Source organism: Bacillus sp. FSL R5-0593, assembly GCF_038603755.1.
In the GTDB taxonomy this organism is placed as follows: Bacteria; Bacillota; Bacilli; order Bacillales; family Bacillaceae; genus Bacillus; species Bacillus velezensis.
This window is the reverse complement of record NZ_CP152011.1, coordinates 3,589,143-3,608,381: the sequence shown is the minus strand read 5'-3', so window position 1 is coordinate 3,608,381 and position 19,239 is coordinate 3,589,143. Positions and strand designations below refer to the sequence as shown.

The window sequence follows — 19,239 nt, the reverse complement described above, 5'->3', positions numbered from 1 at the left end:
AGTCTGATATAGACTGGCTTTTTTTAATGGTTTCGTTACTGAATGACGGGCAGGGCCGGTGATCCGGGCTTTAATGTAAAGTCATAAGATGATTCGTCACGGTACATCGGGTCCGCATAAATGGAATCCGAATCGTTTGCCGTTCCTTTTTTGTACGCTGTGAATGAATCATATTCTCTGTTCTTCCAATTCCAAATGCCGTCTTTTCCCGCTTCTTTGTGATAGACGTTATGATTAACGGTATTGCCTTCGTTTTTCGTATAATCATTTGCGATAAAAATCCGTGAACCGCTTGCCGTCATGATGTTTTTTTCGATCGTGTTCCCTTTTGTGCCGTACTGCAGCAGCAGCTGGCCGCCGTCAAGGTCCTTCGTGTCATTTCGATACATAATGTTATGAGCGATCACCGAATTGATGGTGCCGCCGCGTTTCGTGTCATAGCCTCCGATTGAAATACCGGTGTAAGCATTGCCGTACACCTTGTTATTCGTAATCCGGATATCTCGTGCGTATTTCCCTCTATGTTCGGAAGTGGCTTCAATGCCGAGGTCATTGTTGTAAACGGTGTTATTCTTAATGTCCACATGTTCTGCGCCGTCAACGTAAATACCGCCCGCTGAATATTCATCTCCGTAAGCGGGATTTCCGTAAGAAGAGTTATGGCTCACCGTATTGTTTTCAATGACGCCGTTTCGCGCATAGTCGTTTTGCTTGGACGTTCCTTCGTATCCGATCACGTCAATCCCGATATTGTTATTGTCCCGAATGGTATTGCCGGCAATCTTAAATCCGTCAACATTCCCGTTCAGCACGACCGCTTCGCTTGCGCCGAGCGTCAGTTTTTCAACCGTATTATTTGTGATGCTGACATCCTTCATGGCGCCTGTGCCGTAAAACGCGATGCCGTGTGCATTTCCCTCATCAGCCGTGGTTTTAATGTTTCGGATATGGTTGCCGTCAATGTTGATATGACTGCTTGATCCGGTGACGCAAATTCCCATGGCCGTCGCATCTTCTGATGATACGGAGAGGTTCTCAAGCGTAACGCCGTGAATGGTAATGTACTGTTTATTGCGGATTTGAATTAACGGAGTTTCAGAATCGCTTTTTGGCGCAGATTTGCCGCTGATTGAGACATGCTCATTCTGATAGTTCCGAAATGTAATCGGCTTTTCGGCCGTGCCGCTGTGCTTTACTTCAAACGTTTCATCGTACGTCCCTTCCCGAATCAATACGGTTGTTCCGGCCTCTGCCTTTTCAGCCGCATGTTTTAATGTGCGGAACGGCTTTTCTAACGTTCCTTCATTTTGGTCGCTGCCTGCGGGAGAAACATACAAGGCGTCCGTCTGCGTTTTTTCATTGGCCTCTGTTTTTGGCCAGGCAAAGGCGGTAATGCCTGCGGCCAGAACCGCCGCGGATAAAATAGATAATTTTATTTTCATATCGCATTCTCCTGTATATTTAATGAATTGCATACAAAATATTATACGTTACCCATATATATGTAACAATCTCGCGTTTTCATTTTTTTGTTGCCGTTACATGAATTCTTTGCAATTTACACATACTATCTCCAGGTTTTCGTAAAAGGACTAAGAGGAGGTAAACGATGAAGCAGAAAATGATCGCAGTGATAGCGGCTGTCAGCATCATGTGCGGCGGAGCCCATACTGCCGGGGCGGCACAGCCGAATTCATCAGACGCAGAAAGAAGCCGGGCAATGGAAAAAATCGAAAAAGCATATGAGTTGATCTCGAACGAATACGTGGAAAATGTAGATAACGAAAAGCTTCTTGAAGGAGCGATTCAGGGGATGCTGTCTACATTAAACGACCCTTATTCCGTTTATATGGACAAGCAGACAGCTAAGCAGTTTTCCGATTCTCTTGATTCTTCTTTCGAAGGGATCGGCGCTGAAGTCGGTATGAAAGACAATAAAATCATTATCGTATCACCGTTTAAGCAATCTCCGGCGGAAAAAGCGGGACTCAAGCCGAATGATGAAATCATCAGCATAAACGGCGAGTCAATGAACGGGAAAGGTTTAAACGAAGCCGTGCTGAAAATCAGAGGAAAAAAAGGATCGAAGGTTTCTATTAAAATACAGCGTCCGGGTACTGATAAACAGCTGTCATTCCGGATTAAAAGAGCGGAAATCCCGCTTGAAACCGTATTTGCTTCCCGCAAAGAATCAGGCGGTCATCATGTCGGCTACATCGGAATATCGACATTTTCCGAGCATACCGCCCAGGACTTCGCCGCGGCGCTGAAAAAGCTTGAAAAACAAGGGATTGACGGTCTCGTCCTTGATGTAAGAGGGAATCCCGGCGGCTACCTTCAAAGCGTCGAACAAATTTTAAAGCATTTCATCACAAAAGACATGCCGTATATCCAAATTGCGGAGCGTAACGGCGATAAAAAACAATATTTCTCAACCTTAAAACATAAGAAGCCGTATCCCGTCAATGTCATCACGGATAAAGGAAGCGCCTCCGCTTCAGAAATTCTTGCGGGCGCGTTAAAAGAAGCGGGACATTATGACGTTGTCGGCGACACTTCTTTCGGTAAAGGAACGGTTCAGCAGGCCGTGCCTATGGGAGACGGGAGCAACATTAAATTGACGCTTTACAAATGGCTGACACCGAAAGGCAATTGGATTCACAAAAAAGGCATTGCTCCGACAATCGCCGTGAGCCAGCCGGATTATTTTGCGGTGGGACCGCTTCAGCTGAAACAGCCGCTTCAGCCTGATATGAACAGCGCGGATGTCAAACACGCCCAAATCCTGCTGAAAGGCCTAGGCTTCGACCCGGGCAGAGCGGACGGCTATTTCAGCAAAACAATGAAAAAAGCCGTTCTGGTGTTTCAAGACCGGTACAAGCTTGATAAAACAGCGGTCATTGATAAAAAGACAGCTGAAAAAATGAATCAGCTGATGAATGAAAAGAAATCTGACGAAAAAAATGATTTACAGCTGCAAATGGCGTTAAAATCATTATTTGTAAAATAAATGAAGAGGAGGCGTTTTTTTCGTCTCCTGTTTCTTTTGTCATACTCTAAAAACGAACCAAAAGACATATAATTATGTCGGTTTTGACAAGATATTAAAAAAATTTTCACATTTAAACATTTATAAAGGACAAACATTACCCGATATTTATAGAGAAGAGAGACTTTATGCCGAGTTAATATGTATTCAAAATGAAACTTTTGAAAGTTGCCTCAGTCAGTTTTAGTTCTTACAATAAAAGAAGGTTCTAATAGAGAACAGTTTTAGTTTGGCAGCTGCATTTCAGTATCGAAAGCAGAAGTGTTTGCGGCGCTTCAGCACGGCAGCTGTAATCACCCGTGCTTATCTGGATAAAAAAATGGGGGTTCACAATTGAAGAGGGCAAGTATTGTGCGTGAAAAAAAATATTATGAATTAGTGGAACAACTAAAAGACAGAACAAAAGACGTCACATTTTCATCAACCAAAGCACTAAGTCTTCTTATGCTGTTCAGCAGATACCTGGTCAATTACACAAATGTTGAATGCGTTCACGAAATCAATGAAGAGTGTGCGAAGCATTATTTCACTTACTTAATGAAAAACCATAAACGTTTAGGAATCAATCTGACGGATATTAAGCGGTCCATGCTTCTGATCAGCGGCGTGATCGAGGTGGAGGTTGACCACTATCTGAAAGATTTCTCTCTCTCAAATGTAACGCTGTGGATGACGGAAGAGAGATAAACGTTTGAGATATTCAAGCCAATGATTATTTGGTAGAATAGAATTAAAATGTTTGGCTTGAGGCGGTGAAAGCAGTGTCTGTTCAATGGGGAATTGAACTTCTGAAAAGTATCGGTCTGTTTTTTTTGCACCCGATGTTCTGGTTTTTTATCATCATAAGTCTCGCATGCGGATATTTGCGGATCAAACGTGAACGCCATACGTTTCATACAAAAATCGCGGATATGTATGACGAGCTTATCTTTACATACATAAAAGGACTTATACCGGGTATTCTTCTCTCCATATTATTTTTTGGACTGGGAATTTCGATTCCATTCGGTTTTCTCGGCATAATCGCGGCCGTGACGGCTTTGGCTTCGCTGACGTTCCGTATGAATTGGCTGTCATCAGCTTATATTGTCAGCGCCGGCATGTTCATTGCGTTTCTCCTTCAGTATACCCACACAGTGCCGTTTGCGGATCGGTTTCCGCAGGCATTCGGCGTGAATTGGGCATCGGCGGCCGTGTTTATGGGCCTTTTGATTATCACGGAGGGAGCGGCTGCCTGCCGTTCAGCGCATCTGAAAACATCTCCGGCGCTTGTCGTCAGCAGCAGAGGCCTGCCCATCGGCCGACAATTGGCGAATCGCGCATGGCTGCTTCCGCTTTTCTTATTGGTGCCGGGCAGCGGGCTTGAGTCACACCTTTCTTGGTGGCCTGTCTTTACCGTGCCGGGCGGCTCTTTCCATTTGATCTGGATTCCTTATATCGCCGGCTTCGGACAGCGTGTGCAGGGGTCACTTCCGGAAGTCAGCATAAGGATAACGGCGAAACGTGTCATGATTCTCGGGGTTATCGTGACCGCATTCGGGGCAGCTGCCCTTTGGTGGACTCCGCTTGCCGGAGCTGCCGCTTGTATTGCGGTGCTCGGACGCCTGTTTTTATCATTGAGACAGCGGCTGAACGATAACGCGGCTCCGTTTTATTTCTCTAAGCGGGATCAGGGTTTAATGGTGCTCGGCATCATTCCGAATACACCCGCGGACGATCTTGAGCTGAAGATCGGTGAGATTATTACGAAAGTAAACGGCATCCCCGTGAAGCATGTGTCGGATTTTTATGAAGCACTTCAAAAAAACCGCGCATTTGTAAAAATGGAGATCATCGGCCTGAACGGTGAGATCCGGTTTGATCAGCGCGCGTCCTATGAAGGCGAACATCATGAATTAGGTATTTTATTCGTGCAGGATGAACACGAGCACGAAGAAATGACAGCATTATAATGTGATTTTTCATAATTATTCGGAATAGTTTCAAGAACTCCTAAACTAGATTTCAAAATAAAACAGCTAAGAAAATTATATTTTCTTAGCTGTTTTATTTTGAAATAATAAAAAAATAAATGAAGGAGAGGTATGGCTTATTGGAAAGGTTATTGCTAACTCCAAAACCTTTAGAAGATGAATCTTTAGCAGGATATATATTAAGAATAACTGATTATAATGGTTATGTTGGATAGGGGGAGTACATTATAAAAAAGCTTTTACTTAAGAGATTGCCGTTGATCTCACTTGGAGTTATAGCTTATATACTGACAAAATACGCGCAGAACCATCAGGATTGGGCGGAGAAATACAGTAGGTCTGTATATCCGTTATTGTCAAAAACAGTAGGACTTGTACCTTCTTGGGTCACATTTTCTGTTAGTGAATGGCTCGTCGTGTTGGTTGTGTTACTTTTTCTATTTTATATCGTTTATTATGTGCGCAAGGTTATCATGAGTAAAGGTGTACGTAGGATGGTAGTTTATCGTGGTGCTCTAGGAATCGTTACGATCTGTAGCGTGATATATTTTTGTTATACTATTTTGGGTGGAATAAACTATTACAGATATTCTTTTTTGTCTTATACCGAATATAAAGAAGAGAACTACAGCAAGGAGGAACTGGTCAAATTGAGTAAGTCGCTTGCCGTTGAAATGGAATTGGCAAGGGAAAAGTTAGCGGACACTGATCTTTTGGCTCAAGTACCAGAGGTTTTTGATTATTATGCACAACACGCAGTGTTCTCGATGCAAATGTTATCAAAGAAATATCCTGTTTTGGAGCATTCATATTCAACACCAAAACCAGTGGTGATGTCAAAACTAATGTCGCATGCAGGGATACATGGTATTTTTGTCCCTTTTACTTATGAATCCAATATCAATGTTAATGTGCCCGTTTTCTTGGTGCCTGCTACTATGGCACATGAATTGGCACATCAGAGTGGTTTCATGCATGAGGATGAGGCAAATTTTATAGCATATCTGGCATGTAAGCAGCAGGATGATCCAATGATACTTTACAGTGGTTTTTTTCTAGCATTTGATTATTCTATATCTGAGCTAAAGAAAGTGGATCCAGATCAGGCGTCTGATATAATGTCCAGTCTGTCCAAGGCGGTGCAGCATGATATAGAACAAAATGAGCAGTACCGGGATAAGTATGAGGGTGTTATTTCAAGTATTTCAAGAAATGTAAATGATGTATATCTGAAGGCAAATAATCAGACAGACGGTTTGAATAGCTATAGTGATATGGTGAATTTGTTGCTGGCAGAGCAGCGAGAGATAGAGAAGTACAATTAAATGTATCTTGAATACTTATAGGTTTATATAGTAATGATAGTGGGCTCAAGTTGAACATAGGAGTGAGTGAAATAAATAAAATAAAAGACGGCGGCCGGGCTTTTTACGGCCGGATTACGATGTCAGCGCCGAACTTGATCGGAACTCTCAGCCATTTACATTCACCTTTTCTCTTGTAAATCAAAAGATTCTCATAGAGCAAACGGCATTGCGGTGACACTTTGAGAGAGAAAATGAAGAAGGAAAACTAGAAAAGGTTCCGGAAAGCAGATGCTTACGGAACCTTTTTCGTTATGCCGAATGGCTTTTTTTCGTCTGAACGGTTTCCCCGGACTTGATACCAAGCGATACGAACAAGCCGATCACAGAAACTCCGATCAATATGATAAACAGAATATGAAACCCGGAGATTAAACCGATCAGCGCTGAAGAAATAATGCTTCCGAAATAACGGAAGGTGGAGAAAATCCCGGATGCGATGCCGGACATGCCCGGTTCTACCGTCGCAAGAGAAGATACCTGCATGCTCGTCAGCCCCGCACCTGACGCGATGCCTCCGACAATAAGCGATGCCATAAGAAACGGAACGGAATGGGAATAAACCAAAAGCAAAAATAAGAGATTGGCTACGGCCATCAGCCCGAAGGACAGAAAAATCATTCTTCGCGCGCCCCATTTCTGATGCAGCTGAGCTCCGCCCCAGTTGCTGGCGGACATGAAAACAGAAAAGACTGACAGCGCCATGCCGCTGTGTGACGTATTCATGCTGAAGTGGCCGGTCATAAAGAGCGGCATAATCAATAACACGGCGTACATCATTAAATTGCTTAACAGAACCGACAGATTGGCGCTCGTAAAGGTCGTGTTTTTAAACAGATCAAAATCAATAATCGGATGTTTCGTGCGCAGCTCCCGCCTGAAAAATAGCGGAACAAATACGAGAATGAGCAGTGCGTACACCCAATAGCCCAAAGAGCTTTCATTTTTCGTCAGAAGAATAATAGATACAATGCTTCCGGCAAGCAAAACGGACCCGATGATATCAAGCGGAGCGTCAGACGTTTCTTCTTTATATTTAGGAAACATCACTAATGCCGTCACGAGTGCGATTGCAAGAAACGGAATGTTGACCCAAAAGATCGAATGCCAGCTGAAGCTCTCAATTAAAAGAGAGCCGATAAACGGACCGAGAGCCGCACCCAGCCCGGCACCGAGGCCGAAAAAGCCGAATACTTTCGGAAGCCGTTTTTCAGACACGACATGGCGGATGATGGCGATGCTGTTTGGCGTAAGCAAAGCGCCGCCGGCAGCCTGAAGCGCCCGGAAGAAAATCAATAAGAAAAGACTTGGCGATAGGGCGCACCCCAATGATGCGATGAGAAAAAGGCCGACGCCCCATAAATACATTTTTTTGTTTCCGTACATATCACCGAGCTTGCCGGCAATGGGCTGTGTCACGGCCATCACGATTAAATACACGGTCACTACCCATGTGATGCTGGCAATTGATTCGCTGAATGAGCGGGAAATGGATGAAAGGGCGACTGCGATCATCGTAGAATTGATGGGAACGAGTATGGCTCCCAGCAAAAGCGAAACGATCAGCGCCCATTCTTTCTTTGAACCCATCCTTCATCCTCCTTGGAGCCGGAAAATGACCGGCCGGTAATGCCTTTCATGAAAATCTCAGTGCTGTGTTTCAGCATCGTTTCCTCAGAGAGAGTGATGACTCTTTTCCCCAGCTGCAGCCGGTGTATAAAATAACCGAAAATCATCGTCATAAAGACGTCTGCATTAGCTTCTTCACTGCCGGGGCTTATCATATTTTTCTTTGTCAGCTCCTTAAAGTAAACGATTAAATGCTTTTTCACGGATTGCGGATATACGACAATATCCTGCAGGACGTCTTCGAATAGTTCCGGTTCGCGCAGGCAGATGCGGAACACTTCTTTTTTTTGTTCCAATTGCTGAAGAAGGGTCGCGGCGAAATGAAGAAGATCCTCATACAGATCGCCTTCCGCCTTAGTGATCATGCTTTCCGGAACCGGCGTCTGCTGTTCAATCATGGCTTTCATTAATCCTTGTTTGTTTTTAAAATTACGGAAAATCGTTGCTTCGCTTACTTTTGCTTTTTCTGCGATTTCTTTTGTTGTCGCTGCGCGGTATCCTTTTTGGATGATCAGATTCATCGCGGCGTCAATAATTCTCTTGTTCGTCGTTCTCAACATGTTTCACCTCGCGTAAATACTGGCAGGACAAGTATACACCCGCCCTGCCCGTCAATAAAGAGGGAAACCTAGCATGAAGCGCGTTTGACAATCGTAATCTTGCCGTTTGTCCCGTCCACCGTGACGATATCTCCGTCGTTGAGCCTGTCAGTCGCGGCACGTGTGCCGAGAACGGCCGGGAGCCCGTATTCCCTCGCGATGATCGCCGCATGTGACAGGATGCCGCCCGTGTCCGTAATGACGGCCTTTGCATCCTGGAACAGACTGGTCCACAGCGGTGTCGTCATTTTGCAGACAAGCACGTCTCCTGTTGAAAAACGGGAAAATTCACTTGCGTCACGAATGACTTTCACAGGGCCGCTTGCGATTCCGCTTGACGCCGCAAGTCCGTAAATTTGATGTTCAGTGTTTTTTTCATCTTCTGTGATGGAGCCGGTAATCTGTTCAGCCATTTTCAGCTGTTCCGAAGTCGGAGTCCCGAGATAAGCGGGGGCTTCAAGCAATTGATATTGCTGGAAGAGCTGTTTTCGTTCAGCGGCTTTTTCCTGCATCGGAACCGGCGACGCCAGCGCTTTCTCGACTTCATCGCTGTATAAGTACCACATATCCTCCCGATCATCGATTACGCCTTGTTTTTGAAGCAGCCCGCCGATTTTCAGAAGGCAAAGGCGCGCTTTGGCGTCCAGCATCGCATCAATATAAAAATGGTGATCATCTTTGATGACGGATGAAGACAATGTCCACTGATAATAGCGGTCAAACGTCTCCCGGAAGCCGTCATCTTCAATTCTATCCATAAAGTCGGCGTAGAGCTGTTTTCGTTTTTCTATCGTTTTATGAAACTCACTGTCAAAATCGTATCCGTTCCGGACATAGTTCTGAATGTTGGCCAAAGCGAAATAAGGGTTTTCCGCCCAAGTTTCTTCAATCAGATCATGACTTTTCACGGATCTCCAGCCGTATTCCTGTAAAAATTCACCGACTTGTTCGAGAAAGCGTTTTCCCTCATTTGATTGCAGAAGCGTCTGATGCAGCTCATCGGCATGAGAAACCGTAAAGACGCGCCGCAGCTCAGGGCTGTCTTTTACTTGTCCGGAAAGCAGCCAGAGCTGTCTGTCGGTCTCCAATGACTTATTCATGACGCCAGCCAGCATTTCGTACAGAAGGGATGTGTTTTCTTTCTCAACCTGTCCGTACATGGATTCCAGTATCATGTTTAACGCAACCTGCGGAAAGACAATATTGAAATGTTCTGCGTATCCTTTTAAATAGAAGTCTTGCAGGTTTCGGAACGCATTAAGGGCAGTCTCCGGCGTATGGTCTGTATGCGCCAGTTCGTCCAGCTTTTGATAAAAAGGCAGAAAGGTTTCCTGAATAATATCGTACATGCGGTCAGCCAAGACGGGGAAAAGCGCTTCTAACTGTTCTGCGGGCAGCTTGTCGTCCGTCTTATGCTGTCTGGAAAAAACACGGCCCTGATGAAGTTTGACACGCTCGATTTCGATGCCCATTACAGGGAATGCCTTCGTGCTCTCTTTGAGGCCGTATTCCAAAGCCGGCACAATGAGTGAGGCGAATAACGGGCTGACGGGGCCTTCTATATTGGCCTCCATATTGAGCCAAAAATCTTTCTGATCCCGGGGCGTCATGATAAATTCCCGTTCTTCGTCTGCCGCTTTCTGATCCTGCGCGATCGTTGTAATCGGCCGGGCCTGAAGCAGATACAGCTTATTTTCGGCAAATCCGAATTCGAGATCCACGGGATAACCGTACAGTTCTTCCGTCTTTATCGTCAGCATGGCAAGCTCTTTGATGCTCTCGTCATCAAGGCAGAAGCGGTTTCTCATGTCTGCGGTCGTCTCTTTTTCCGTCACGCCTTCGTCTTTAGAAACGATATACATTTCTTTTAAGCCGATTTCTTTTTCAATCTGAAATGTGTCTTTATTGACGATAAATGTGTCGGGCGTCACGCTGCCGGAGACGATTGCTTCTCCGAGACCGTAGCTCGCGCTGATCATCAGCTCTCCGTCATCATGTGTGACGGGGTTGCGGCTGAAAATGACTCCTGAAACCTCGGAATTGATAAGCCCTTGCACGACAACGCCCATTAACGGTTCTGCGGTGTCATTGTTCATTTTCTCTTTATAACCGCTGACCCGCGCCGAGAAGAAGGAAGCCCAGCATTCTTTCACTTTTCCGAGAAACTCTTCTTCTGTTTTGATATTTAAATAGGTTTCGTACTGGCCCGCGAAAGAAGCCCCTTCAAGATCTTCGGACGCGGAGGAGGAACGTACGGCGACAGAGGCGTATGATTCTCTCAATTCATAAAACGACGCGGTCAGTTCCTCCCGAAGCTCTTTTGAAAACGTGCCGTTCATAATGGCGCGCTCCATCTGTTCCTGATCTGCTTGAAGCCCGTTGTCTTCCATAAAACGTGTCAGGGCATTCGTCTGAATGATGAAACCGCCGGGAACGGGCAGCCCGTTTTTCGTCAGTTTAATCAGGTTCATTCCTTTTGCTCCTGCAGAGCGGCTCGATTCTTCCGCTTTTTGAAATCGCACTGAATACATGCGGTATGACCCCCTTTTTTTCTTCATCCAAGAAAATGATAGTAAACACTATCATTACATTGTAAAGAGGGAGGAAGAAACTGTCAAAGATACAAAGACCTAAACCTTCTCATCCTTTCGGCTGAAGAAAGGTAATTCGATTCATCTGGTTAATGGTTCAATGGATTTATATTCACATTTTTTTTGACAGATGATTGAAGACTGCTGAAAAAGGGTATTGTGATAGCAGGGGAACGATTGTCCGATTCTTCATTTTTTACTATAATCAGATGAGATGAAGAATTCCCGAGGAGGGTTTTTGTGATTACAAAAGCCGTTTTTGCATTATGTTTCCCTTTTATGCTGGTCGTCCTTTTTACGCGCGTCACGTTTAACCACTATGTGGCGATCGCTCTCACAGCAGCACTGCTTTTCGCATCCTATTTAAAGGGTTACACCGAAACGTATTTTATCGTTGGATTGGATGTCGTATCGCTGGTGGCCGGAGGGCTGTACATGGCCAAAAAAGAAGCAGACAAAAAGAAAGACAATGCCTGACATGGTGAATATGAAATAGAATGCCTGCTTTTACGCCATAAAAGCAGGTTTTTTATACAAAAATTGACTTGGTAAAAATAAACCATCGAACTTTAGTTCGTATTTTTAGTGATTTTGCCCGTCATTGTGTTACTATATCAATAGGAAGATTTCGTAAAGAAACGGAGGCTTTTTTGTGAAAGATCGTTTTGAGTTAGTCTCGAAATATCAGCCCCAGGGAGATCAGCCGCAAGCGATTGAGAAGCTTGTCAAAGGCATACAGGAAGGCAGAAAACACCAGACTCTCCTGGGTGCGACAGGGACGGGCAAAACCTTTACCGTGTCCAATCTGATTAAAGAAGTGAATAAACCGACACTGGTCATTGCCCATAACAAAACCCTTGCCGGACAGCTGTACAGCGAGTTTAAGGAGTTTTTCCCGAACAATGCTGTCGAATATTTTGTCAGCTATTACGATTACTATCAGCCGGAGGCGTACGTGCCTCAAACGGATACTTTTATAGAGAAAGACGCAAGCATTAATGATGAAATTGATAAACTGAGACACTCAGCGACATCCTCTCTGTTTGAACGGAGAGATGTCATTATTATCGCGAGTGTGTCATGCATATACGGTCTCGGTTCGCCTGAAGAATACCGGGAGATGGTTGTGTCGCTCAGACCGGAAATGGAGATTGAGCGGAACGAGCTGCTGAGAAAGCTTGTAGATATCCAGTATGCCCGCAATGATATCGACTTTCAGCGCGGGACGTTCCGCGTGCGCGGAGACGTTGTGGAAATCTTCCCGGCTTCCCGTGACGAACATTGTATCAGAGTGGAATTTTTCGGAGACGAAATTGAGCGGATCAGAGAGGTCGACGCTTTGACCGGAGAAATTCTCGGCGACCGTGACCATGTCGCGATTTTTCCGGCTTCCCACTTCGTCACCCGGGCGGAAAAGATGGAAAAAGCGATTCTGAATATTGAACAGGAGCTTGAGGAGCGCTTGAAAGTGATGCACGAAAACGGCAAGCTCCTTGAAGCGCAGCGGCTTGAGCAGCGGACGAGATACGATCTTGAAATGATGCGGGAAATGGGTTTTTGCTCAGGGATCGAGAACTATTCAAGACATTTGACACTCCGTCCGCCGGGCTCTACGCCATATACGCTGCTTGATTATTTTCCGGACGATTTTATGATTGTCGTTGATGAATCACATGTGACGATTCCGCAGGTGCGCGGCATGTTCAACGGTGACCAGGCGAGAAAACAGGTGCTAGTCGATCACGGGTTCCGCCTGCCGTCAGCGCTTGACAACCGTCCGCTCCGATTCGAGGAATTTGAGAAACACATGCACAATATCGTGTACGTGTCGGCGACTCCGGGACCGTATGAAATTGAGCATACGCCGGAAATGATCGAGCAGATCATCAGACCGACGGGACTCCTCGATCCCCTCATTGACGTCCGTCCGATCGAAGGACAGATTGATGATCTGATCGGCGAGATTCAGGCGAGGATAGAACGGAATGAACGCGTTCTCGTGACGACTTTAACGAAAAAAATGTCAGAGGATCTGACCGATTATCTCAAGGAAATCGGCATCAAGGTCAATTATCTGCATTCCGAGATTAAGACGCTTGAACGGATTGAAATCATCCGTGACCTCCGCCTCGGAAAACATGATGTGTTAATCGGCATCAACCTGCTGAGGGAAGGGCTTGATATTCCGGAAGTGTCACTTGTCGCCATTCTCGATGCGGATAAAGAAGGCTTCCTCCGTTCTGAACGTTCGCTCATTCAGACGATCGGACGGGCGGCACGAAACGCGGAAGGCCGCGTCATCATGTATGCCGATAAAATCACGAATTCGATGGAAATCGCGATTAATGAAACGAAGCGCCGCCGGGAACAGCAGGAGCGCTTTAACGAAATTCACGGCATTACGCCGCAAACGATCAATAAGGAAATCCGCGATGTGATCCGCGCGACGCAGGCCGCTGAGGATAAAGAAGAATATAAAACAAAAGCCGCGCCTAAACTGGCGAAGATGACGAAGAAAGAACGCCAGAAAGTCGTTGAGCAAATGGAGCACGAAATGAAAGAAGCGGCCAGAGCGCTTGATTTCGAGCGGGCGGCAGAGCTTCGTGATTTACTGTTAGAGCTTAAAGCGGAAGGATGATGAACACATGGCAATTGACCGGATCGAGGTGAAAGGCGCAAGGGCGCACAATTTAAAAAACATTGATGTAACGATTCCGCGGGATCAGCTCGTCGTCGTGACGGGGCTGTCCGGATCGGGAAAATCATCCCTTGCCTTTGACACCATTTACGCGGAAGGACAGAGGCGGTATGTTGAATCGCTTTCTGCCTATGCGCGCCAATTTTTAGGGCAGATGGATAAGCCGGACGTTGATGCGATCGAAGGGCTTTCTCCGGCGATCAGCATTGACCAGAAAACGACAAGCCGCAATCCGCGGTCAACCGTCGGAACGGTAACGGAGATCTATGATTATCTCCGGCTGCTGTACGCGAGAGTCGGGAAACCGCACTGCCCGGAGCACGGCATTGAAATTACGTCGCAAACGATTGAACAGATGGTTGACCGGATTCTTGAATATTCGGAGCGGACGAAGCTTCAAGTGCTTGCGCCGATCATCTCAGGCAGAAAAGGCGCCCATGTCAAAGTGCTTGACCAAATCAGAAAGCAAGGTTACGTAAGGGTGCGGATTGACGGAGAAATGGCCGAGCTTTCCGACGATATTGAACTTGAAAAAAACAAAAAGCATTCCATTGAAGTAGTCATTGACCGGATCGTTGTCAAGGAAGGCGTTGCCGCCCGGCTTTCCGACTCGCTGGAAACTGCGCTCCGTTTAGGGGAAGGCCGTGTCATGATAGATGTCATCGGTCAGGAGGAGCTGATGTTCAGCGAGCATCACGCCTGTCCGCTGTGCGGTTTTTCTATCGGGGAGCTTGAACCCCGGCTGTTTTCATTTAACAGTCCGTTCGGCGCCTGTCCGACTTGCGACGGTCTCGGCTTGAAGCTGGAAGTGGACCCTGAACTCGTCATCCCCAATCCCGAGCTGTCATTAAAGGAACACGCCATCGCGCCGTGGACGCCGATCAGTTCACAATATTATCCGCAGCTGCTTCAGGCGGTCTGCCGCCATTACGGCATTGATATGGAGACTCCGGTCAAAGACCTGCCGAAGCATCAGCTTGATAAAGTGCTGTACGGCAGCGGCAATGAACGGATCTACTTTAAATACGAGAATGATTTCGGACAAGTGCGCGAAAATGAAATTGAATTTGAAGGTGTGCTGCGCAATATTGAGAGACGGTATAAAGAGACAAGCTCCGATTATATCCGTGAACAGATGGAGCAGTACATGTCACAGAAATCGTGCCCGACGTGCAAAGGCTACCGGCTGAAGAAAGAAGCGCTTGCCGTTTTGGTCAACGGGCGTCATATCGGAACCATTACCGAACTTTCTGTCGGCGACGCGCTTGAATTTTTCAAAAACCTGACGCTGTCTGAGAAAGATATGCAGATTGCCGATTTAATTTTAAGAGAGATTGTGGAGCGGCTCAGCTTCTTAGATAAAGTCGGTCTTGATTACCTGACGCTGAGCCGGGCGGCGGGCACGCTGTCAGGCGGAGAAGCCCAGCGCATCAGGCTTGCGACGCAGATCGGCTCCCGTTTGTCAGGCGTCCTGTATATTCTTGATGAGCCGTCCATCGGCCTTCACCAGCGTGACAATGACCGTCTGATCAGCGCGCTGAAAAACATGAGGGATCTCGGCAACACACTGATTGTCGTTGAGCATGATGAGGATACGATGATGGCTGCCGATTATTTGATAGATATCGGTCCGGGCGCCGGCATTCACGGCGGCCGCGTCATATCGGCGGGGACGCCTGAAGAAGTGATGAATGATGCGGACTCTCTGACCGGACGCTATTTGTCAGGGGCTCAATTCATCCCGATGCCTCCGGAGAGAAGAAAGCCTGACGGCCGGTTCATTGAAATCAAAGGCGCTTCAGAAAACAACCTGAAAAAAGCGAACGCCAAATTCCCGCTCGGCACTTTTACGGCGGTGACAGGTGTGTCCGGTTCCGGAAAAAGCACGCTTGTGAATGAAATTCTGCATAAGGCGCTTGCGCAAAAGCTTCATAAAGCCAAAGCGAAACCGGGAAGCCATAAAGAAATCAAAGGCCTCGACCACCTTGATAAGGTGATCGACATCGACCAGGCGCCGATCGGCCGGACACCGAGATCAAATCCGGCAACTTACACGGGTGTGTTTGATGATATCCGCGATGTATTCGCGCAGACAAATGAAGCAAAGGTGCGCGGCTATAAAAAAGGCCGGTTCAGTTTTAATGTAAAAGGCGGGCGCTGTGAGGCCTGCCGCGGCGACGGCATCATCAAAATTGAGATGCATTTCCTTCCTGACGTGTACGTCCCGTGTGAAGTGTGCCACGGCAAACGTTACAACCGGGAGACGCTGGAGGTCACATACAAAGGAAAAAGCATTTCTGACGTTTTGGATATGACGGTGGAAGATGCTCTGTCTTTCTTTGAAAATATCCCAAAAATCAAACGCAAGCTTCAAACGCTTGCCGATGTCGGACTCGGGTATGTGACGCTCGGCCAGCCGGCGACGACGCTGTCAGGCGGAGAAGCGCAGCGCGTCAAGCTCGCTTCCGAACTGCATAAGCGTTCCACCGGCCGGACGCTGTATATTTTGGACGAACCGACGACAGGCCTCCACGTTGATGATATCGCAAGGCTCTTGGTTGTGCTTCAAAGACTCGTCGATAACGGTGATACCGTTTTGGTCATTGAACACAATCTCGACATCATTAAAACGGCGGACTACATCGTAGACCTGGGACCTGAAGGCGGAGCGGGCGGCGGCACGATCGTAGCCTCCGGGACGCCTGAAGAAGTTGTCGAAGTGGAAGAATCATATACGGGCCGCTATCTGAAACCGGTAATGGAACGTGATAAAAAACGGATGAAAACATTGCTGGCTGAAAAAGAAACGGCAGCCACATAATAGATCAATAAAAACAGCCCAAAACTCACCGGTTTTGGGCTGTTGTGTTACAGGCTTTTTTCTGTTGGGGAAGCTGTTTGCTTAAATGCATTAAGTCCTGCAGAATATGGGTGCTGCTGCTGTCCAGCAGCACTTTTATATATTGGATATCATGGGAAATGGGAAGAGGGGCTGCTTTGATCTGTTCCAATTCAGCCAGCATTTCGCTGTTCATTCTTTTCTGTTCGCGAATTAAATTTCGCAGACTCTCTTCCGTTACTTGGGCGTTTTCGGGATCTTTCTCCATTTGTATGTCCTCCTTGCATACGGTCAGGCTTTGTTACATATTGTAATCGGTTCGGGGAAAAGATTCTATAGTGAAATCTCTGAAATCAAAAATTACGTATAACGAAGCATGTCCTTAGCATGAAAATGAAACCCGCCCATTCGTCATACGTATGTATAAGGAAGGGTTTTTACATTACGGCACAGGGAGTGTTTTTATTGAACCGAAATCAAGCGATTATCGCATCAATCTGTTATTTCAGCGTGTTTCTCGCGCCGCTCATTCTTCCGATTGTGGCTTACTTTGTCGTCGATGAAAAAGAGACGAAGCGGCATGCCATGCGCGCTCTGATTTCCCATATCATTCCGTTTGCGGGATTGCTGATTGTGACCGCGGGTGTTGTCGGCGGATTGATTACGGCTCAGGGGGAGAGTATGGTGCCCGTTTTTGTTATGATAACAGGAGCAGCTGTTTATTTTCTGATCCTCATCGGAATGGTCATTTGGAATATCGTGCAGGGAATTAAGGTGTTACGCCAGGTGTGAGAAAAGTCGGGGGAGGCGTTTTGTATGAAACAGGAGAAAGAACGGATTTTAAAGCTTGTGGAAGACGGCATGCTGACGGCGCAGGAAGCACTGACGCTCATTGAAAAACTGGATCATGAATATAAAGAAAAAGAAGAGCAGATCACCGCATTATCTGCAGAGGTCCAGGAACCTGCGGAAGATTTCGAAAGCGGGGCAAAAGGAAGCCAAAAGCCGTCGCTCGGGGCGAAGCTGTTCGACTGGATTGATTCTGCCGTCAAAAAAGTGAAGGAAGCGGATCTTGATCTGAATTTCGGCCACGCACACGAAGTGCAGCATATTTTTCAATTTAAAGACAGTGAATTCTCGGCCATTGATATGCAGATCGCAAACGGCAGCGTCAATATCGTGCCGTGGGCGGATGAAGATATCAGAGCGGAGTGCCAGGCGAAAGTGTACCGGGCGGACAGTCAGGAGGCGGCGCGCACCGCATTTCTTCAGCACATTGAGTGTGAAGTGAAGGGCAATAAGTTTTTTGTCCGCACGGAAAAGAAAACGATGAAAACCAATGTTACGCTTTATGTTCCCCAGAAAGAGTACGATAAGATAAGAGTGAAGCTGTTTAACGGACCGATCAGAGGGGAACATTTACATGTAAAAGAATTCTCGGCGAAAACGACAAACGGCGTTCTGTCATTCTCTCATTTGACGGCTGATAAAGCGTCGGCGGAAACGGCTAACGGACAAATCAAGCTGGCCGGACATCAATGCGGCGCGATTGAAGCGGAAACGATCAACGGCTTGATTGATTTGCGCGGATCGAGTGAATCCATTGACGTTCAAAGCTTTAACGGCAATATCATGCTTACCGTGACAGCGCCGCACTGCCGCTCCATCTACACGAAAACGACGACCGGAAACGTGGAGATCGCCCTGCCTGATGATTCGGCGGTGAAAGCGGAGCTCAAAAGCAATCTCGGCTCTCTCAGCCATGAGCTGATTGATGCGGAAATTTTAAAGGAAAAGAATGATACCATTCAAAAAGAACTGATGCTGGCATCAAATCAAGGCCATGATCAGCATCTCTCGATTTTCTCAGAATCGTTAACAGGAGCCATTAAGCTCAAGCATACTCAGAGGTGATTGGATGAAAAGACTTTACCGTTCAGAAAAAAACCGTAAAATCGCCGGCGTTGTCGGCGGTTTGGCGGAGTACGTCAATATGGATGCGTCGCTTTTGCGCATTATCACCGTTGTATTAGCGCTTGTCACGAGCGGAATCGTGCCGATTGTATATATTATCTGGTGTTTTGTTGTACCTTTAGAAGGAGATTTGAAATAAATGATCAAATGGGCAGTCAGCATTTTAGTAAATGCTTTATTATTAATCGTTATCGCGGGATATTTTGATTCCGTCCATATCAGCAGTATCGGAGCGGCTGTCATCGCCAGTGTGATTCTTTCTGTGTTAAATGTGCTGATCAAACCGATCATCGTCATATTGACATTGCCTGTCACGGTTGTGACCCTCGGCCTCTTTCTGTTTGTCATCAACGCCATAACGTTAATGATGACCGCAGCCTTGATGGGAGACAGCTTTCAGATTGATGGGTTCGGCACCGCCATTTGGGCATCCGTCGTGCTGTCCGTTTTCCACTTGCTGATCCAAAAAGGCATATTGGAGCCGCTTAGAAAAAGGTAAAAAACGAGCTGTCCCGAGAGGGCA

Annotated in this window: 16 protein-coding genes; 11 read left to right on the top strand and 5 right to left on the bottom strand. The window is 46.6% G+C overall.

All coding sequences use genetic code 11. The features are described 5' to 3' along the window. Window positions 1-35: 35 nt before the first annotated feature. On the bottom strand, window positions 36-1,442 hold the full coding sequence (locus NYE36_RS17945; RefSeq protein WP_265451070.1) for a right-handed parallel beta-helix repeat-containing protein: 1,407 nt from the start codon (window positions 1,440-1,442) through the stop codon (window positions 36-38). A gap of 167 nt (window positions 1,443-1,609) precedes the next feature. Here NYE36_RS17945 and NYE36_RS17940 point away from each other — a divergent pair, with 167 nt between their 5' ends. The 4 genes from NYE36_RS17940 to NYE36_RS17925 all read left to right on the top strand — a co-directional run bounded on the left by NYE36_RS17940 (window position 1,610) and on the right by NYE36_RS17925 (window position 6,347). Further along, window positions 1,610-3,010 (top strand): S41 family peptidase, encoded by a 1,401-nt coding sequence (locus NYE36_RS17940; protein ID WP_265451069.1) that lies wholly within the window; start codon window positions 1,610-1,612, stop codon window positions 3,008-3,010. Between the two features lie 372 nt (window positions 3,011-3,382). After that, on the top strand, window positions 3,383-3,736 hold the full coding sequence (gene swrA, locus NYE36_RS17935) for a swarming motility protein SwrAA (protein WP_014305920.1): 354 nt from the start codon (window positions 3,383-3,385) through the stop codon (window positions 3,734-3,736). A 74-nt stretch (window positions 3,737-3,810) separates the two neighbouring features. Next, on the top strand, window positions 3,811-5,001 hold the full coding sequence (locus tag NYE36_RS17930; protein WP_265451068.1) for a S1C family serine protease: 1,191 nt from the start codon (window positions 3,811-3,813) through the stop codon (window positions 4,999-5,001). 278 nt (window positions 5,002-5,279) lie between these two features. After that, window positions 5,280-6,347 carry a DUF3810 domain-containing protein gene (locus NYE36_RS17925; protein ID WP_327997516.1) on the top strand — a complete coding sequence of 356 codons (1,068 nt, stop codon included), beginning with the start codon at window positions 5,280-5,282 and terminating at the stop codon, window positions 6,345-6,347. A gap of 291 nt (window positions 6,348-6,638) precedes the next feature. Here the strand turns inward: NYE36_RS17925 and NYE36_RS17920 are convergent, their stop codons facing one another. From NYE36_RS17920 to NYE36_RS17910, 3 genes are all read right to left on the bottom strand, one after another. After that, the gene (locus tag NYE36_RS17920) at window positions 6,639-7,976 is read right to left on the bottom strand and encodes an MFS transporter (RefSeq protein WP_007407455.1); all 1,338 of its coding nucleotides are present in this window, start codon (window positions 7,974-7,976) and stop codon (window positions 6,639-6,641) included. Next, entirely contained in the window at window positions 7,949-8,572 is a 624-nt protein-coding gene (locus tag NYE36_RS17915) for a TetR/AcrR family transcriptional regulator (protein ID WP_015240677.1), read from the bottom strand. The genes NYE36_RS17920 and NYE36_RS17915 overlap by 28 nt, the downstream gene beginning before the upstream one ends. Before the next feature lie 71 nt (window positions 8,573-8,643). Next, a complete protein-coding gene (locus NYE36_RS17910) occupies window positions 8,644-11,145 on the bottom strand; it encodes a PEP/pyruvate-binding domain-containing protein (protein WP_265451067.1) in 2,502 nt (833 codons plus the stop codon). A gap of 300 nt (window positions 11,146-11,445) precedes the next feature. Between NYE36_RS17910 and NYE36_RS17905 the strand changes: the two genes are divergently transcribed. From NYE36_RS17905 to uvrA, 3 genes are all read left to right on the top strand, one after another. Then, window positions 11,446-11,682 carry a CsbA family protein gene (locus NYE36_RS17905; RefSeq protein ID WP_003151438.1) on the top strand — a complete coding sequence of 79 codons (237 nt, stop codon included), beginning with the start codon at window positions 11,446-11,448 and terminating at the stop codon, window positions 11,680-11,682. 175 nt (window positions 11,683-11,857) lie between these two features. Next, window positions 11,858-13,843: an excinuclease ABC subunit UvrB gene (gene uvrB / locus NYE36_RS17900; protein ID WP_003151439.1), complete on the top strand. Its 1,986-nt coding sequence runs from the start codon at window positions 11,858-11,860 to the stop codon at window positions 13,841-13,843. Window positions 13,844-13,850: 7 nt separating this feature from the next. Next, window positions 13,851-16,724 (top strand): excinuclease ABC subunit UvrA, encoded by a 2,874-nt coding sequence (gene uvrA, locus NYE36_RS17895; RefSeq protein ID WP_144664408.1) that lies wholly within the window; start codon window positions 13,851-13,853, stop codon window positions 16,722-16,724. A gap of 25 nt (window positions 16,725-16,749) precedes the next feature. Here the strand turns inward: uvrA and NYE36_RS17890 are convergent, their stop codons facing one another. After that, complete coding sequence (locus tag NYE36_RS17890) at window positions 16,750-17,010, bottom strand: hypothetical protein (protein ID WP_012118557.1); 261 nt, start codon at window positions 17,008-17,010, stop codon at window positions 16,750-16,752. Between the two features lie 197 nt (window positions 17,011-17,207). Between NYE36_RS17890 and NYE36_RS17885 the strand changes: the two genes are divergently transcribed. Genes NYE36_RS17885 through NYE36_RS17870 form a run of 4 tightly spaced genes read left to right on the top strand, consistent with a single transcriptional unit; the run spans window position 17,208 to window position 19,215 of the window. Beyond that, window positions 17,208-17,534, top strand: a complete 327-nt coding sequence (locus NYE36_RS17885) for a hypothetical protein (protein ID WP_003151444.1) — start codon at window positions 17,208-17,210, stop codon at window positions 17,532-17,534. A 24-nt stretch (window positions 17,535-17,558) separates the two neighbouring features. Further along, window positions 17,559-18,656 (top strand): DUF4097 domain-containing protein, encoded by a 1,098-nt coding sequence (locus tag NYE36_RS17880; RefSeq protein WP_007407448.1) that lies wholly within the window; start codon window positions 17,559-17,561, stop codon window positions 18,654-18,656. A 4-nt stretch (window positions 18,657-18,660) separates the two neighbouring features. Further along, window positions 18,661-18,855, top strand: coding sequence for a PspC domain-containing protein (locus NYE36_RS17875; RefSeq protein ID WP_007407447.1), 195 nt, complete (start codon window positions 18,661-18,663; stop codon window positions 18,853-18,855). Then, window positions 18,856-19,215 (top strand): phage holin family protein, encoded by a 360-nt coding sequence (locus NYE36_RS17870; protein WP_007407446.1) that lies wholly within the window; start codon window positions 18,856-18,858, stop codon window positions 19,213-19,215. The last annotated feature ends 24 nt before the right edge of the window (window positions 19,216-19,239 follow it).

Bases quoted from the DNA above. Each gene is read 5' to 3' on its own strand.
- NYE36_RS17945 (WP_265451070.1), bottom strand. From the start codon at position 1,442: ATGAAAATAAAATTATCTATTTTATCCGCGGCGGTTCTGGCCGCAGGC.
- NYE36_RS17940 (WP_265451069.1), top strand. From the start codon at position 1,610: ATGAAGCAGAAAATGATCGCAGTGATAGCGGCTGTCAGCATCATGTGC.
- NYE36_RS17920 (WP_007407455.1), bottom strand. From the start codon at position 7,976: ATGGGTTCAAAGAAAGAATGGGCGCTGATCGTTTCGCTTTTGCTGGGA.
- NYE36_RS17910 (WP_265451067.1), bottom strand. From the start codon at position 11,145: ATGTATTCAGTGCGATTTCAAAAAGCGGAAGAATCGAGCCGCTCTGCA.
- uvrA (WP_144664408.1), top strand. From the start codon at position 13,851: ATGGCAATTGACCGGATCGAGGTGAAAGGCGCAAGGGCGCACAATTTA.
- NYE36_RS17890 (WP_012118557.1), bottom strand. From the start codon at position 17,010: ATGGAGAAAGATCCCGAAAACGCCCAAGTAACGGAAGAGAGTCTGCGA.
- NYE36_RS17880 (WP_007407448.1), top strand. From the start codon at position 17,559: ATGAAACAGGAGAAAGAACGGATTTTAAAGCTTGTGGAAGACGGCATG.
- NYE36_RS17875 (WP_007407447.1), top strand. From the start codon at position 18,661: ATGAAAAGACTTTACCGTTCAGAAAAAAACCGTAAAATCGCCGGCGTT.
- NYE36_RS17870 (WP_007407446.1), top strand. From the start codon at position 18,856: ATGATCAAATGGGCAGTCAGCATTTTAGTAAATGCTTTATTATTAATC.